This is a genomic window from Ornithinimicrobium ciconiae (assembly GCF_007197575.1).
GTDB classification, from domain to species: Bacteria; Actinomycetota; Actinomycetes; order Actinomycetales; family Dermatophilaceae; genus Ornithinicoccus; species Ornithinicoccus ciconiae.
In genome coordinates, this window is the sequence record NZ_CP041616.1 from 2,364,492 (window position 1) to 2,380,589 (window position 16,098).

Consider the following 16,098-nt stretch of genomic DNA (forward strand, 5'->3'; position numbering starts at 1 on the left):
TGGGACTGCGGTGTTCTCGTGGCTGTGGGGCCAGTGTCCGGGCGGACTTACTGGGCCTTCAGGATGTCGACGACAAAGACGAGGGTCTCGTCCTTGAGCTCAGCACCCGGTCCGCCCTCCTGAGCGTCGCCGTAGGCCAACTCGGGCGGGATGACGAGCAGCACGCGGCTGCCGACGGTCTGACCGACCAGGCCCTCGTCCCAGCCCTGGATGACCTGTCCCTGCCCGATAACGGTCTCGAAGGCGTCGCGGCCCTCCTGCAGCGAGGTGTCGAACTGCTCGCCGTCGGACCACTGGACACCGGTGTACTGCATGCGGACCTGCTGGCCGGCCTGGATCTCCTCGCCCTCACCCTTGATCAGGGGCTGGACGACGAGTTCGGTCGGCGGGTCCTCCCCCTCGGGGATGGTGACGGTCGCCGGGCTGGTGCCGTCGGCCTCGACGGTCGGCAGGCCCTCGACGGGCTCCACCTCCTCGCCCTCGGCCTGGGTCAGCGGCGTGGTGGCGCCGACCACCTCGACATAGAAGACGACGGTGTCGTTGGGGCCGATGCCGAGCTGCATGTTGCCCTGCGTCCCGAAGGCATCCTCCGGGGACATCGCGATGATGAAGCTCTGCCCCGGCTTGGTGCCCTCCAGGCTGTTCAGGAAGCCCGGCAGCAGGTTGGGGTTGGCCAGCGACATGCTGACGGTCTCATCCGTGGGGAAGGTGGTGAGGATCTCCTCGCCGGTGGTGCCGTTGACCGCGAGGTACTTCAGCTCGACGTCCTGCTCTGCTGTCGCTGGCTCTCCCTCACCAGCCTCGATCTCCTGGATGGAGGTCTCGCCGACCGCCAGCGGGGTCTTGCCCAGCTCCAGCGCCGGGACGGTGGTGCCGTCGACGTCGGCCTCGGTGAGAGTCACGTCGTCCGCCGTGCCATTGGGCGCCAATGAGGTGGCGGCCGCGTCGTCACCGGGGGCGCTGGACTGGCTGGCGTCGTCGGTGGAGGTGTCGTCGCCGCAGGCGGAGAGGAAGATCAATGGGGCCACGGCAAGGCCGAGCAGCCGGAACTTGGGAGAGCGCACGCGCCATCCTTGTCTGAGAGAGGTCGTGGGACTGGGCAAGACTAACCCGGTGACCCTGGATGTCTGCTGGGAGGATGGTCGCTGTGCCCGCGGCTCCCGCAGCAGTGGCTCGACCTACGACCCTGCCTAGCGCCGGTGCTCCATGGTCGCGATCAGCTCATCAATCCGGGCGTCCTGGCTCACGAAAGGGTCCTTGCACAGCACGGTGCGCTGGGTGGAGTCGTTGAGCTTGAGGTGGACCCAGTCCACGCTGAAGTCACGGTGGTGCGCCTGGGCGGCGGCCACGAAGTCACCGCGCAGTTTGGCCCGGGTGGTCTGCGGCGGGGTGCTGCCAGCCGTCGCGATCGCCTCGGGCGTCACGACCTCCGTCGCGCCGCCGCGGCGGGAGACGATGTTGAACAGCCCGCGGGTGGGGTGGATGTCGTGCCAGGCCAGGTCCAGCTGCTGCAGCCGTGGGTCACTCATCGGCAGGCCGGACCGGTCGGCGTAGCGCTGCAGGGTGCGCCACTTGAGCACCCAGTCGATCTCTGTCTCGACCAGTGACAGGTCCTGCGCCTCGAAGGCCTTGAGGGCCCGCTCCCACAGCTCCAGCACCTGGCGGTAGGGCTCGCGCTGGGCCAGGCCCGCCGCCTCGGCGTGGGCTCTCGCGCGGGTGAGGAACTCGGTCTGCATCTGGGTCGCCGTGATCCGCCGGCCGTTGGCCAGGGCCAGGGTATGCCGCCCGGTCAGGTCGCGGCTGACCTCCCGGATCGCGCTGATCGGGCTCAGCAGCGTGAAGTCGGGAAAGACGGTGCCCGCCTCGATGGCTTTAAGCACCAGGTCGGTCGCCCCGACCTTGAGCAGCGTCGTCGACTGACTCATCGTCGAGTCGCCGACGATCACGTGGAGGCGGCGGAACCGCTCGGCGTCGGCATGCGGCTCGTCGCGGGTGTTGATGATCGGTCGGGACCTCGTCGTGGCCGAGCTCAGACCGTCCCAGATGTGGTCGGCCCGCTGGCTGATGTGAAAGGTCGCCTGCCCACCGGAGACGTTGAGCCGGCCGGCGCCGCTGATCACCTGGCGGGTGATCAGGAAGGGGATGAGGATGTCGGTCACCCGGCTCAGCTCACCGCGCCGCCCGATCAGATAGTTCTCGTGGCAGCCGTAGGAGTTGCCGCGCGAGTCCACGTTGTTCTTGAGCACATAAACCCGAGCCTCGATGCCCTCGTCGGCCATCCGCGCCTCGGCGTCCAGGGCCAGGTCGTGCAGTATCGCCTCACCGGCCTTGTCGTGCGCGACGAGGTCGAGGAGGTCGTCGCACTCGGCGGTGGCGTACTCCGGGTGCGACCCGACGTCGAGATAGAGCCGCGAGCCGTTGCGCAGGAAGACGTTGCTCGACCGGCCCCAGCTGACCACCTTGCGGAACAGGTAGCGGGCGACCTCGTCGGGTGCCAGGCGCCGCTCCCCCGGGAAGGCACAGGTCACCCCGAACTCGGTCTCGATCCCGAAGATCCGCCGCTCCATGGCTCGCCCTCAGTCCTCGCGCTGTGTCTGCGGGTTGGACGTGTCGTGACCAGCCGGGTCGAGGCCCGGCTCGTCAGTGTCGTACTCGGTCAGGGTGTCGTGCGACCCGGGACGCGAGTCGTCGCGGGTCGGGACGTCGGCGGTGCCGCTGTCGCCGCGCAGGAGGGCATCGAGCAGCGGACCACCCAGACGGCGGAAGGTGCGGCGGGGGCGCCGCCGGTCGAGCACTGCCACCTCAAGCTCGGCGGGGCCCAGGTCACGGTGGCCCTCGTCCTCGCGCAGTCCCAGCAGCTCCACCGCCAGGTGCAGCACGTCGGCCAGGGAGCGGTCCGGGGCCCAGCGCTCGCGGAGGGCGGTCGCGATGGGCTCGCTGGCGCCGCCCATCACCACGAAGCCGCGCTCCTCGGTGACGGACCCGTCATAGGTCAGGCGATAGATCTGGTCCTCGTCCTGGCTCCGGCCGACCTGGGCCACGGCGATCTCGACCTCGTAGGGTTTGGACTCCTGCGTGAAGATCGTGCCCAGCGTCTGGGTGTAGGCGTTGGCCAGCCCCCGGGCCGTGACGTCGCTGCGGTCGTAGGAGTAGCCTCGCATGTCGGCATAGCGGATGCCGGCGACGCGCAGGTTCTCGAACTCGTTATACTTGCCCGCCCCGGCGAAACCGATGCGGTCATAGAGCTCGGAGACCTTGTGCAGCGTCCGCGAGGGGTTCTCTGCGACGAAGGCGATGCCGGTGGCATAGCTGGCCAGGATCACCGAGCGGCCACGGGAGATCCCCTTGCGGGCGAAGTCGGCCCGGTCCTTCATGAGCTGCTCGGGCGAGACATACATCGGCATCGTCATGCCAGGGCTCCTCCTCGTGCGTGACGTGGCGACCGCGGGGACAGCATCATCGGGCCCCTCCGGGGTTGCCCTGCCGGGCAGCCACGACCTGACGGGTCACCGCCTCGAGCTCCTCGTCGGCCACCAGACGGACACCGTGCTGGGTGAGGACCGCACAGGTCGGCCAGATGTTGCGGCTCAGGTCCGGGCCGCCGGTGGCCGAGTCGTCGTCGGCGGCGTCATAGAGCGCCTCGATCGCGACGGCCAGGGCGACCTCCTCGGGCAGGTCCGGGTGCCACAACTTCTTGAGCGCGCCCCGAGCGAACAACGAGCCTGAGCCCACGCTGTGGTGCCCCTGCTCCTCATAGCACCCGCCGGTCACGTCGTAGGAGAAGATCCGGCCGACCTGGCGGTGCAGGTCGTAGCCCGCGAACAGCGGCAGCACGGCCAGACCCCGCATCGCGTTGGCGAGATTGCCACGGATCATCGCTCCGAGCCGGTTGGCCTTGCCCTCCAGCGACAGCAGGGTGCCCTCGATCTTTTCGTAGTGCTCCAGCTCCACCTGAAAGAGCTTGACGATCTCCAGCGCGGTGCCTGCCGTGCCGGCGATGCCCAGGGCGGAGTAGTCATCGGCGGCGAAGACCTTCTCGATGGCACGACTGGCGATGAAGGTGCCCATCGTGGCGCGCCGGTCACCGGCGATCAGCACGCCCTCGGCACAGGTGAGGGCCACGATGGTGGTGCCGTGCGGGGCCTCGAGCGCACCGTCGCGGGCGCCCGTCAGGTTGCCGCCGGGCAGCAGCTCGGGAGCCCGCAGGGCCAGGAACTCGGTGAACGAGCTGCCCCGCGGGGCCAGGAACTCAGGCGGCAGCGCCCGCCCGTGCTGGCCGATCACTCGCCGCCCTTCTGCACGAAGCCGTGCACAAACTCCTCGGCGTTGGTCTCGAGGACACCGTCGATCTCGTCCAGCAGATCGTCGACCTCGGCGGCACGGGCCGCGTCCTGCCGCTGGGGAACTGGCGCAGCGGGCGGCGGTGTGCCCTCGTCCTCACTGCGCTGGGGGCGCTTCTGCTCCTGGCCGGCCATGGTGCCTCCTGAGACCGTCGACGACTGACACTGACGACCCTAGTCCCCGGGGCTGACAAGATGGGTCAGCAGGTCGTCCACACCGGACACCGAGTCGAGCAGGGCGCCGATGTCCGCCCGCGTCCCCTTCAGCGGCTCAGGCATCTGGACACGGCGCAGCGAGCGGCTGCCCTGCGCCGGCTCGAAGACCACCGAGTCCCAGGAGGCCGCCCGCACCTGCCCCGGATAGCGGCTCACGCACTGGCCCCGGAACCACGCGCGGGTCTGCTCGGGCGGCTCCACCACTGCGGTCGCCACCTCCGTGGACGTGACCAGGGTCTGGATCCGTCCGGCCTGACGCATCCGGGCGGCCAGACCGCGGGCCGGGTCGATGTCGGACCACTGGATGTCGATCGCGGACAGTCGCGCGTCGTCCCACTCCAGCCCGTCGCGGCGTCGATATCCCTCCAGCAGTGCGAGTTTGGTGACCCAGTCGACCCGCCCTGCGCAGCGCATCGGGTCGGTCGCCAGGTCCGCCGCCACGGCGTCCCAGTGCTCGAGCACCTGGGAGGTGTCCTCGTCCAGGTCGTCACCGAGGTGCTGGTCGACGGCCTCGCGGTATGCCGACAGCAGGTCGAGCGCTGTCAGCTCCCGCCCGTCGACCAGCCGGACCGTCTGGCGCAGGGCGGGGTCGTGGGAGATCGCCCGGATCGCGCTCACCGGGTCCTCCAGCTCAAGAGCCGGAGCCCGTCCGGCCTCGATGAGGCCCAGCACCAGGCTGGTGGTCCCCACCTTGAGGAGCGTGGCGACGTCACAGAGAGTCGCATCGCCGACGATGACGTGCAGGCGCCGGTACTTCTCCCCGAACGCGTGCGGCTCGTCACGCGTGTTGACGATGGGCCGCTTCAGGGTGGTCTCCAGGCCCACCTCGGCCTCGATGTAGTCGGCTCGCTGACTGATCTGGAACCCGGGGTTCTCGGAGAACTGTCCCTGGCCGACCCGTCCCGCTCCCACCAGGACCTGCCGGGCCACGAAGAACGGCAGCAGCCCTGCGGCGATCGAGAGGAAGGGCACCTCCCGGGGGACCAGATAGTTCTCATGGGTGCCGTAGGACGCGCCCTTGCCGTCGACGTTGTTCTTGTAGAGCCGGATGGGATCACCACGCTCGGCGAGGGAAGCCAGGGAGATGAGCATGACCTCATCCCCGGCCCGGTCCCACCGGACCGCGTCCAGCGGCGTGGTCACCTCGGGTGAGGAGTACTCCGGGTGGGCATGGTCCACATAGAGCCGGGCGCCGTTGGACAGCACCGAGTTGGCGGTCGTCGGGTCGTCGACGTCGGTCAGCTGACTGATGTCAGCCAGCGCCCGCGCGACCTCGAACCCCCGGGCGTCACGCAGCGGGCTCTCGTCGGCATAGTCCCAGCCGGAACCGGTCGGCAGGGCCCGGGTCGGGCCAGCAGCACTGGCATAGCTGCGCACGACCAGGCCGGACAGCCCCACAGGATTGGCACGCGGATCGCCGGGGCGGGTGACGCCGTACTCGGTCTCGGTGCCCATCACCCGTCGCACACTCATGCTTCCACCCTAGGTGGCGACAGCAGCCGCCTCGCGGGTGGCCGAGATCCGATCCACCACCTGCTGGACGAGCGCGCCATACTCCTGCACCAGGGCGGCGCGGTCGGTGCTGTAGTCCAGCAGGTGGAGGGTGCGCGTGCCCGCCGCCAGGCCCACCATGAGACAGGCGAGCTGGTCGCAGTGCCGTCGGTTCTCCGCCTCCGCCGCGGCGGAACCCTCGGGCAGGGCGAAGCGGCTCAGGAAGCGGTCGCGGAACTCGCCGCGCGCGGCCTCCGGGTCGGGCGCGTCGGCGATCAGGTAGATCGCCCGGAGCCAGGGCTCGGCACCGCCCTCCTGGCGGCGGCTCAGCATCCGGGAGACCAGGAGCTCGCCCAGCCCCTCCAGCGGCACGTCCGGGGGCAGCGGCTCCGGCTCGAGCGGGGTGGCGTCGACGTGGAGCTGCTCCTTGGACCCGCCGACCTTCATCACCATGGCCGGCGACACCCCTGCCGCAGCGGCGATCTCGCGGATCGTCACCGCCGCGTAACCCCGCTCACCGAAGAGCCGGCGGGCGGCCTCCAGCACCTGCTGACGGGTCTGGCTCACCGGACCGGGACATCCTCGGTCGGCTGCCGGCGCGGGCGCGGTATGCCGGTGACGATGTCAAGATCGAGGGTCGCCGAGGTCGACCCGATCTGCACCGCCCGCGACCGCGTGCGTCCGGTCGGGTGGTCGACGACGGTGAGCACATAGCGTCCCGGCGGCGGCAGGCCGATCTCATAGCCGCCCTCGGTGTCGGCGTGCGTGGTGGCGACATACTCCCCCGAGTGGCGGATCAGGGAGAGCATCACCTGCGGCAGCGGGTCGCCGTGGTCGGTGATGTGGCCGGTCAGCAGCAACCGGCGGTTCATCCGGATCTGGTCCAGGTCGGCGTCACCGAGGTCCTCCAGACCGGACATCGGGCCCCAGCCGTCGGCGCTGACCACCACCAGATAACGTCCCGCGCTGGGCAGGGCCAAAGTGTAACGACCCGCGTTGTCCGTGCGGCCCCAGTCCACGTGCCGCCCGTCGGTCTGCAGCACGGTGACGACGGCCTGCTTGATGGGCCGGTCCCGCTCGTCGGTGACAACGCCGCCGACGACGACCTCGTTCTCGGCCTCGGGCCGCTTCACCTCGTGCCGCTCGGTCGCGACCACCTCGCCGGGCACCCGCAGCGCCTCGGCGATCGTTTGCGGCCGGGCGATGAAGGCGGCGATCAGGGCACCGATCAGGCTCGCCGCCGCGCCGATCCAGAAAACCAGCTGATAAGCCTCCCAGCGGGGCACGGCGGGCATGCCGTCCATCGACATGGCGGCGAAGATCGCCGCCACCATGGCGCTCGCGCTGGAGGTGCCCAGGGCACGCACGAGGGTGTTGAGCCCGTTGGCGGAGGCGGTCTCGGTGATCGGCACCGAGCGCATGATCAGGGTGGGCATGGCGGCGAAGGCCAGCGCCGTGCCCAAGGAGGTGATGCCCGAGGCCACCATCACCTCCAGGACCGATCCGTGGAGGAAGGCGCGGAGCACGAAGCCGAGCGCCATCACCACGGCGCCACCGATCAGGACGATGCGGGGCCCGTGGACCCGGATGAGCCACGCCGCCACGGGTGACATCGCCACCATGAGGATGCCGGAGGGCAGCATGACCAGTCCGGTCTCGATGACGCTGAGGCCGAAGCCGTAGCCGGTCTCCGCCGGCATCTGGACCTGCTGGGCGCTGGTCAGGAAGTTGGCGAACATCGCCAGGCCGATCAGCACCGAGGCGGTGTTGGTGAGGAGCACCGTGCGTCGCAGGGAGGTCCGGATGTCGACCAGCGGCTGGCCCTGGCGCAGCTGCAGCGGCACCCAGGCGCACAGCACGAGGGCGGCGATGACCAGCAGCGAGACGGTCTTGCGGTCCATGAAGCCCCAGGTGCCGGCCTTGGACACGGCCAGCAGGAAGCAGGTCAGGGCGATCGAGAGCAGCACGGCGCCGGTGTAGTCGAACCGGCCCTTGGTCTTCACGGTCGACTCGGGCACCACCAGCATCACGAGGACAAGCATCACCACCGCGAAGCCACCCGAGACCAGGAAGAGCGCCTGCCAGTCGAAGTTCTGATAGATCACGCCGGCCAGCGGCATGCCGACGGCCCCGCCGATGCCGAGGGTCGCGCTCATCAGGGCGACACCCGAGCCCACCCGGTCGCTGGGCAGGTGGTCGCGCATGATGCTGATGCCGACGGGGACGAGGCTGGTCCCGATGCCGGTGAGGCCGCGCGCCACGATCACCAGCATGAGGGAGTCGCTGATGGAGCCCAGTGCGGAGCCGATGATGACCGAGACCAGGCACACCACCAGCATCAGCCGCTTGCCGAACATGTCGGCCAGGCGCGAGACGATGGGGGTGCCCACCGCGCCGGTCAGCAGCGTGATCGTCACCAGCCACGACGCGTTCTCGGAACTGGTGTTGAGGATGTTCGGAAAGTCCGGCAGGAGCGGCAGCACCAGGGTCTGCTGCAAGGAGACGAGCGTGCCGCAGAAGGCGAGCACGACGATGATGAGCCCGGTCGAGACGGTCTTGGCGGTCTCGGGCGCGGCGTCGGGGCGCGGGGTGGTGGCGGACCTGGTCACGCTGCTCCTGCACGAGAAACGCGTCACCTCTGCGACGCGGGACGAACGATGGGTGCCGGACGCGGCGGTGCCTCCGGGGATAAACGTGGGTGCCGTGCGGCGCAGGCGCCTCGACGGACAACAGCCGTGCGGTGAACAAGCGTTCACCAACCGGACGAGTGTAACCGGTGTCTGTGACACCCTGGGCCGGTGCGCTCTGTCCTTGACCTCTGTGTCGTGACCGGTTTCGTGCTGATCGGTCGGCTCACCCACGAGGAGGGTCTGGCCTCCGTCGGCACACTGCACGCCCTGTGGCCGTTCCTCGTCGCCCTGGGGGTCGGCTGGGCCGCGGTCGCGTCCTTGCGCCTGCCGTTCTCCGGGCTGCGGGCAGGTGCCCTGCTCTGGTTGCTCGCGCTCTGTGTCGGCATGGGCCTGCGTGCCCTGGCTGGTCAGGGCACCGCCCTGCCATTCCTCATCGTGGCGACCCTGGTCCTGGGCGCCGGGTTCCTGGGCTGGCGACTCGTCGGCATACTGCTCAGGGGTCGTGCGGCGGGTCGCCGCCAGGATGACCGCCGGGCCCTAGGCTGACCTGCCATGGAGACGGCGCTGGCGATCACGATCGGGGTGCTCATCGTGGCCGCGGGGGCGGTGCTGCTGGTCTGGTTCGTGCGCTCGCGTCTCGTCCTGGGGACACCTCAGGACCAGGCGGCTTATCGCGTCCTGCACCTGACCAGCCTGGCCACCCCCGAGCTGCGGGCCGGGCTGGAGTCCGGTGCTGAGAAGGCCGTCCGTCACCTGCGCGACCTGCTCGGCACCCCGGCGCTGGCGCTGACCGACGGCACGACCATGCTCGCCTGGGACGGCACCGGGGCGGAGCAGCACGCCCAGCACGTGGTCAGTCATGCCCGCGACGTCGTCCGGGACGGCTCGACGGTCGTGCTCGCTCCCTCGACCGTCGCGTGCCCTGACCCCGAGTGTGTGATCCGGCACGCGGTCACCGCGGCCCTGACCACCGAGGAGCACGTGGTGGGGGCGCTGACCGCCTACACCGGCAACCGGCCCTCCGCCCGACTGGTGCGCGCCGTCGAGGAGGTCGCCCGGTTTGTCTCGGGTCAGCTGGAGCTGGCCGAGCTGGACCACTCGCGCGCCAAGCTCGCCGAGGCCGAGATCCGGGCACTGCGGGCGCAGATCTCTCCCCACTTCATCTACAACAGCCTCGGCGCGATCGCCTCCTACGTCCGCACCGACCCCGAGCACGCCCGGGAGTTGCTGCTGGAGTTTGCCGACTTCACGCGCTACTCCTTCCGGCGGCACGGCGAGTTCACCACCCTGGCCGAGGAACTGCGCTCCATCGAGCGCTATCTCATCCTGGAACAGGCGCGTTTTGGCGGGCGGCTGCAGGTGACGCTGCGCGTCTCCCCCGAGGTGCTCCCGGTGACCGTGCCCTTCCTGTGCCTCCAGCCGCTGGTGGAGAACGCCGTCCGGCACGGGTTGGAGGGGCGCGAGGGCACCGGGCGCATCACCATCGTGGCCGAGGACGCCGGCAACGAGGCGAGCCTGTCCATCGAGGACGACGGGGTGGGCATGGCGCCCGAGCTGGTCCTGGAGAACCTGCTGAGCGACGGCGGCGACCACGTGGGGCTGGGCAATGTCGACGAGCGCCTGCGCAGCGTGTTCGGCGACCAGCACGGCCTGGTCATCGAGACCGCCCCGGGGGCCGGCACCAAGGTCAGTCTCCGAATCCCCAAGTACGCCCCCGGCGTCCACGCCAGCTGAGCAGCCCCGCCTGCTCCCCCTGCGCTGGCCCCGGGAGCCTTGACGACACGACTATCCTGCCCTGTATGCCGTCCGTCCTCACCGTCGATGACGAACCGCCAGCGCTGCGCGAGATCGAGCACCTGCTGTCGCGGGACCCTCGGGTCGGTCGCGTCCTCACCGCCTCTGACGCCACGGAGGCGCTGCGTGTCCTGGAGCAGGAGGACGTCAACATCGTCTTCCTGGACATCCGGATGCCTGGCCTGTCCGGTCTTGACCTGGCGCGGGTGCTCGCCCGCTTCCGTGAGCCGCCGGCTGTCGTCTTCGTCACCGCCTACGAGGACCACGCCGTCGACGCCTTCGACATCCAGGCTGTCGACTACGTGATGAAGCCCTACCGCCCGGAGCGGCTGGCAGCGGCGCTGGGTCGGGCCCTGGACCAGGTCGCCGGGGACGACGCGGCCACCTCCGTTGCCGAGGACGAGTCGATCCCGGTGGAGCTGGGCGGGGTGACCCGCTTCCTGCGCCGCAGCGAGATCATCTACGTCACCGCCCAGGGCGACTACGCCCGGCTGCACACCGCCTCGGGCAGCCACCTGCTGCGCGCGCCGCTCGCCACCCTCGAGGAGCGCTGGGGGCCAGCTGGTTTCGTCCGCATCCACCGCAGCCACCTGGTGGCCCTGCAGCACGTGGAGGAGATCCGCGTCGACAGTGGCCGCTACACGGTGGTGGTCGGTGGCCGCGACCTGTCCGTCAGCCGCCGGCACGCACGTGAGCTGCGCGACCTGCTGGTGCGCCGTGCCGGGGAGTGAGTCCCGGAGGGCGGCCGTGAGCGAGCGCGTCACCGTCACCCACCCCAGCCGGGCCCGGCCCCGGGTGCGCCCAGCCCCACTGACCCGCGAGATCGACGAACAGACCGGACTGGGTGAGGTCTACATCTCCTCGTTGATCCGCTCCCAGTTGCGCCTGTCGCTGGTGGTGCTGGCCGTCTCTCTCGGAGTGCTTGCCTCCCTGCCCCTGGTGTTCCACCTCTTGCCCCACGTGGCCGAGATCAGGGTCCTGGGCATCACCCTGCCGTGGCTGATCCTCGGTGCGGTGGTCTATCCGGCCCTGCTCGGTGCGGCGTGGTTCTATGCGCGCAACGCCGAGCGCATCGAGCGTGACTTCGTGGACCTGCTGGACCATCGATGAGCCCAGGCCTCGGCCTGACCGCGATCCTGGCGACGGCCGTGGTGACCATCCTGGTTGGGGTGATCGGCCTGCGCGCCGCCCGCACCACCAGCGACTTCTATGTCGCCTCCCGGAGCGTGACGCCGTGGTGGAACGCCTCGGCCATCGGCGGGGAGTACCTCTCTGCCGCCTCCTTCCTCGGAGTCGCCGGCCTGGTGCTGGCCTATGGCGCCGACATGCTCTGGTTTCCCGTGGGCTACACGGCCGGCTACCTGGTCCTGCTGGTGCTGGTCGCCGCACCGCTGCGCCGGTCCGGCGCCTACACCCTCCCGGACTTCGCGGAGGCCCGACTGGAGTCCGCAGCGGCCCGCGGGACCGCGAGCGTGCTGGTCGTCACCATCGGCTGGCTCTATCTGCTCCCCCAGTTCCAGGCGGCAGGCCTGACGGTGCGGACGGTCACCGGCGCCCCCCAGTGGGTGGGACCGGTCCTGGTCGCGGTCGTCGTGCTGATCGGGGTGCTCTCCGGCGGGATGCGCAGCATCACCTTCGTGCAGGCCTTCCAGTACTGGCTCAAGCTCACCGCCCTGGCGATCCCCGCGATCTTCATCCTCTTGGTCTGGCAGTCCCAGGGCACCCCCGCCATCCACCAGGAGGGTCCCCCGGTCTTCAGCGAGAGCACCACTGTGGAGATCACCACCAGCGTCGCGATCGAGGTCACCGAGCGGGTCGCCGTCGAGGCGGACGGGACGGTCGACGGCGAGCGCGTCTCCGGGGAGCTGCCCCTCGGACCGGGGAGCCACGCCCTCGGCCGGGGCACCGAGATCACCTTCCCGGCCGGCGCCGAGATCCCGCACGCGCAGTCCCTGACCCCCCTGGCTGGTGAGGACTGGCTCCTGCCGCTGCGCTCCAACACCGACTACCCGCTCTACACCACCTACTCACTGATCATCGCCCTGTTCTTCGGCACCATGGGCCTGCCGCACGTCCTCGTCCGCTTCTACACCAACCCCGACGGGCGCGCCGCGCGGCGGACCACCGTCACGGTCCTGGGGCTGCTCGGCATCTTCTATCTGCTGCCCACGATCTATGGCGCCCTGGGCCGGCTCTACACCCCGGACCTGCTCCTGACGGGACGCACCGACGCCGTGGTGCTCCTGCTGCCCGGCCGGCTGATCGACGGTATGGCCGGCGACGCGCTCTCGGCCCTGATCACCGCCGGAGCCTTCGCCGCCTTCCTGTCCACCTCCTCGGGGCTGACCATCTCGGTGGCGGGGGTGCTCTCCCAGGACCTGATCGGTCGGCGGGTCAGCGATCCGGTGCGAGCCTTCCGGCTCAGCGCCAGCCTGGCCCTGGTCGTGCCCATCACGATCGCCCTGTTCAGCCCGTCGCTGGGGATCGCCGACGTCGTCGGCCTCGCCTTTGCCGTCGCAGCCTCCTCGTTCTGCCCCCTGTTGCTGCTGGGCATCTGGTGGCGCCGCCTCACCGACGTCGGAGCCATCGCCGGGCTGATCACCGGTGGCGGGCTGTCCACCGCAGCGGTGCTGGCTACCCTCGTCTGGGCACCCAGCAGCGGCTGGTGGGCCCCTGCCCTGGCCCAGCCCGCGGCCTGGGCCATGCCGTTGGCCTTCCTGGTCATGGTGCTGGTCTCCCTCGTCACCCCGCGGCGGGTGGCGCCCGGGGTCAACCGCACGATGATCCGCCTGCACACCCCCGAGAGCGTCGACCTGGACCGCGGGGACTGGGATCCTGAGGACCGCTGGAAGTCCCGCTCCTGAGCCTGCTGCTCCACTGCTGAGTGCCCACCGCCCACCGGTGGCGAGCGGTGCACCCCAGCCGGGCGCACGGCATACCTTGTCGTGACCGTTTGTCCTCCCGGGCGGACCGTTCGTCGCAGCGCAGCAGACCGGACAGCGACAACTGCCACCGCTGGCCGAGCCACCGGCTGGTGATCCTGCCCGGCCCAGGTCGGCGTCCCTAGCGTGGGGAGCGTCACAACGCCGTGAACCTGGAGGAGAACTGTCATGTCCCACACCACCCCCGCCCCCGCCCAGGAGGTGCCGTGATGGATGCCGAACAACGCCAGGCCTACTGGAAGCGCAATCTGCGCCTGATGGCCGTCCTGCTCACGATCTGGGCCCTGGTCTCCTACGGGGCCGGCATCCTGTTCGTCGAGCAGCTCAATGAGTTCTCCTTCCTGGGGATGCCGCTCGGCTTCTGGTTCGCCCAGCAGGGCGCGATCCTCACCTTCCTGGTGCTGATCGCGATCTATGTCTGGCGGATGGACAGGCTGGACGCGGAGTTCGGCATCACTGAGTATGAGGACGAGGTGGGCCGGTCATGAGCAGCGTGCAACTGTGGACCCTGATCTTCGTCGGTCTGTCCTTCGGTCTCTACATCTACATCGCCTACGCCAGCCGGGTGAACACCACCGCCGGGTTCTATGTCGCCGGCGGTGGCATCCCGGCACCGGCCAACGGTGCCGCGATCGCGGCAGACTGGATGAGCGCCGCCTCGTTCATCTCGATGGCCGGCATCATCGCCCTCTCCGGCAACGGCTACGGCGCCTCCGTCTATCTGATGGGCTGGACCGGCGGCTATGTGCTGCTGGCCATGCTCCTGGCGCCCTACCTGCGCAAGTTCGGCAAATACACCGTCCCGGACTTCGTCGGTGACCGCTACTCCGAGTCCGCCCGACTGATCGCCGTGGTCTGTGCGATCGTCGTCTCCTTTGTCTATGTCGCCGGCCAGATGTCCGGTGTCGGCGTGGTCTTCGGACGCTTCCTGGGTGTCAACACGACCGTGGGCGTCATCATCGGCATGGTCATCGTCTTCCTGTATGCCGTGCTCGGCGGCATGAAGGGCATCACCTGGACCCAGGTGGCGCAGTACTCCGTGCTGATCGTGGCCTACCTGATCCCGGCCTTCGCCATCTCGCAGAAGCTCACCGGCATCCCGGTGCCGCAAGTCGGCTTCGGGCAGATCATGGACGAGCTCAACGCGCTGCAGCGTGAGTTCGGTTTGGCCGAGTACACGGAGGCGTTCACCTCGACCAACATGCTCAACATGTTCCTGATCACCGCGGCGCTGATGTTTGGCACGGCGGGTCTGCCCCACGTGATCGTGCGTTTCTACACCGCCAAGAGCGTGCGTGCCGCCCGGTTCTCCGCCCTGTGGGCACTGTTCTTCATCGCGCTGCTGTATCTGACGGCTCCGGCCATCGGTGCCTTCAGCAAGTACAACATCCTCAACGAGATCCCCGGGACGTCCATCGGTTCGGAGCCGGAGTGGTTCAAGTCGTGGCAGGAGGTCGGCCTGATCACCGTGGACGACCTGAACGGCAACGGCGTGATCGACGTGGCTGGTGGCCTCGGAGCGGGCTTCGAGCTCGCGATCAACAACGACATCGTGGTGCTGGCCACCCCGGAGATCGCCGGCCTGCCGGCCCCGATCATCGGTCTGGTCGCCGCAGGTGGCCTCGCAGCGGCGCTGTCCACCGCCTCCGGTCTGCTGCTGGTGATCTCCTCATCCGTCGCCAACGACGTCTACTACAAGAAGATCAACCCGCAGGCCACCGAGGCCCGGCAGCTGATGGTCGGCCGCATCGCGATGGGTGGCGCGATCGTCGTCGCCGGCTACCTGGGCATCAACCCTCCCGGGTTCGTGGCACAAGTCGTGGCGCTGGCCTTCGGACTCGGCGCGGCCAGCTTCTTTCCGATCCTCGTGCTGGGGATCTTCTGGAAGAAGTGCACCGCCGCCGGGGCTGTCGCCGGCATGGTCGCCGGTCTGTCGACCACCCTGGCCTACCAGATCTGGACGATCGACATCTATGGCGGCAGCGACGGCCTGTTCGGCATCAGCGAGACCGCCTTCGGCACCATCGGCATGCTGATCAACTTCGCGGTGACGATCACCGTGTCGCAGTTCACCGCCAAGCCGACCGAGGCGATGCAGCAGCTCGTGGAGGACATCCGTTACCCGGGTCGCAGCGAGTTGGTCGTGGCCCACGCCTCGGGTGCCCTGGACGACGAGCTCCTGCACGGTGACCACCACGACGACGACCGCAAGGACGAGTCGTGACCGCCGTGGCTGAGCGCAAGGCCGCGGCACCCGGGCAGCGGGTGCGCAAGCGCAAGATGCCCGGGCAGAAGCGGATGCTCGCAGCCAGTGTGATGATCCTCGTCGGGGCATTCCTGCCCTGGCTCTACACCCCGCTGGGCAACTTCACCGGCATGAACGGCCCGGGCATGTGGACCGCCACCGTGGGCATGCTCGCCCTGGCCGGTGCCATCGTGCCGCTCCGGATGCTGGCGATCGGTCAGGCACTGATCACGGCAGGCGTGTGCCTGGTCATCCCGGTGTGGCAGTTCTGGCACATGTTCAGCCAGGTCGGCATGGCCGGCTGGATGCCCGGTCCCGGCCTGCTGCTGACCTTCGTGGGAGGTCTGCTGTGCGGCATCGCCGCCTGGCAACTCTGGACCCTGGAGGCCGCGGAGGCCTGATCCGCCCATGCTCCAGGTGACGGGGTATGCCGACTCTCC

16 protein-coding genes are annotated in these 16,098 nt (G+C 69.5%); 8 read left to right on the plus strand and 8 right to left on the minus strand.

Annotated elements, in window-relative coordinates; all coding sequences use genetic code 11:
• Positions 1 to 47 precede the first annotated feature (47 nt).
• The 8 genes from FNH13_RS10855 to FNH13_RS10890 form a co-directional block, all read right to left on the minus strand.
• Positions 48 to 1,064 carry an FKBP-type peptidyl-prolyl cis-trans isomerase gene (locus tag FNH13_RS10855; protein ID WP_143783437.1) on the minus strand — a complete coding sequence of 339 codons (1,017 nt, stop codon included), beginning with the start codon at positions 1,062 to 1,064 and terminating at the stop codon, positions 48 to 50.
• Between the two features lie 126 nt (positions 1,065 to 1,190).
• Positions 1,191 to 2,567, minus strand: a complete 1,377-nt coding sequence (pafA, locus tag FNH13_RS10860) for a Pup--protein ligase (protein ID WP_143783438.1) — start codon at positions 2,565 to 2,567, stop codon at positions 1,191 to 1,193.
• 9 nt (positions 2,568 to 2,576) lie between these two features.
• A complete protein-coding gene (gene prcA / locus FNH13_RS10865) occupies positions 2,577 to 3,410 on the minus strand; it encodes a proteasome subunit alpha (protein WP_143783439.1) in 834 nt (277 codons plus the stop codon).
• A gap of 46 nt (positions 3,411 to 3,456) precedes the next feature.
• Positions 3,457 to 4,284, minus strand: a complete 828-nt coding sequence (prcB, locus tag FNH13_RS10870; protein ID WP_143783440.1) for a proteasome subunit beta — start codon at positions 4,282 to 4,284, stop codon at positions 3,457 to 3,459.
• The gene (locus FNH13_RS10875; protein WP_143783441.1) at positions 4,281 to 4,475 is read right to left on the minus strand and encodes a ubiquitin-like protein Pup; all 195 of its coding nucleotides are present in this window, start codon (positions 4,473 to 4,475) and stop codon (positions 4,281 to 4,283) included. The genes prcB and FNH13_RS10875 overlap by 4 nt, the downstream gene beginning before the upstream one ends.
• Before the next feature lie 39 nt (positions 4,476 to 4,514).
• A complete protein-coding gene (gene dop, locus FNH13_RS10880; protein WP_143783442.1) occupies positions 4,515 to 6,029 on the minus strand; it encodes a depupylase/deamidase Dop in 1,515 nt (504 codons plus the stop codon).
• A gap of 9 nt (positions 6,030 to 6,038) precedes the next feature.
• Positions 6,039 to 6,614, minus strand: coding sequence for a TetR/AcrR family transcriptional regulator (locus FNH13_RS10885; protein ID WP_143783443.1), 576 nt, complete (start codon positions 6,612 to 6,614; stop codon positions 6,039 to 6,041).
• Entirely contained in the window at positions 6,611 to 8,656 is a 2,046-nt protein-coding gene (locus tag FNH13_RS10890; RefSeq protein ID WP_143783444.1) for an MFS transporter, read from the minus strand. The genes FNH13_RS10885 and FNH13_RS10890 overlap by 4 nt, the downstream gene beginning before the upstream one ends.
• Positions 8,657 to 8,845: 189 nt before the next feature.
• On the opposite strand from FNH13_RS10890, the gene FNH13_RS10895 reads away from it, so the two are divergent.
• The 8 genes from FNH13_RS10895 to FNH13_RS10930 all read left to right on the plus strand — a co-directional run bounded on the left by FNH13_RS10895 (position 8,846) and on the right by FNH13_RS10930 (position 16,059).
• On the plus strand, positions 8,846 to 9,223 hold the full coding sequence (locus FNH13_RS10895; protein ID WP_143783445.1) for a DUF3054 domain-containing protein: 378 nt from the start codon (positions 8,846 to 8,848) through the stop codon (positions 9,221 to 9,223).
• 6 nt (positions 9,224 to 9,229) lie between these two features.
• A complete protein-coding gene (locus FNH13_RS10900) occupies positions 9,230 to 10,411 on the plus strand; it encodes a sensor histidine kinase (RefSeq protein ID WP_143783446.1) in 1,182 nt (393 codons plus the stop codon).
• Between the two features lie 65 nt (positions 10,412 to 10,476).
• Positions 10,477 to 11,202: a LytR/AlgR family response regulator transcription factor gene (locus FNH13_RS10905; RefSeq protein ID WP_143783447.1), complete on the plus strand. Its 726-nt coding sequence runs from the start codon at positions 10,477 to 10,479 to the stop codon at positions 11,200 to 11,202.
• Positions 11,203 to 11,218: 16 nt separating this feature from the next.
• Entirely contained in the window at positions 11,219 to 11,581 is a 363-nt protein-coding gene (locus FNH13_RS10910) for a DUF485 domain-containing protein (RefSeq protein WP_143783448.1), read from the plus strand.
• Complete coding sequence (locus FNH13_RS10915; RefSeq protein WP_143783449.1) at positions 11,578 to 13,335, plus strand: sodium/solute symporter; 1,758 nt, start codon at positions 11,578 to 11,580, stop codon at positions 13,333 to 13,335. The genes FNH13_RS10910 and FNH13_RS10915 overlap by 4 nt, the downstream gene beginning before the upstream one ends.
• A 287-nt stretch (positions 13,336 to 13,622) precedes the next feature.
• Entirely contained in the window at positions 13,623 to 13,901 is a 279-nt protein-coding gene (locus tag FNH13_RS10920) for a DUF4212 domain-containing protein (RefSeq protein ID WP_202878758.1), read from the plus strand.
• Complete coding sequence (locus tag FNH13_RS10925) at positions 13,898 to 15,637, plus strand: sodium:solute symporter family protein (protein ID WP_143783451.1); 1,740 nt, start codon at positions 13,898 to 13,900, stop codon at positions 15,635 to 15,637. The genes FNH13_RS10920 and FNH13_RS10925 overlap by 4 nt, the downstream gene beginning before the upstream one ends.
• Complete coding sequence (locus tag FNH13_RS10930; RefSeq protein WP_202878759.1) at positions 15,634 to 16,059, plus strand: hypothetical protein; 426 nt, start codon at positions 15,634 to 15,636, stop codon at positions 16,057 to 16,059. The genes FNH13_RS10925 and FNH13_RS10930 overlap by 4 nt, the downstream gene beginning before the upstream one ends.
• Positions 16,060 to 16,098 lie beyond the last annotated feature (39 nt).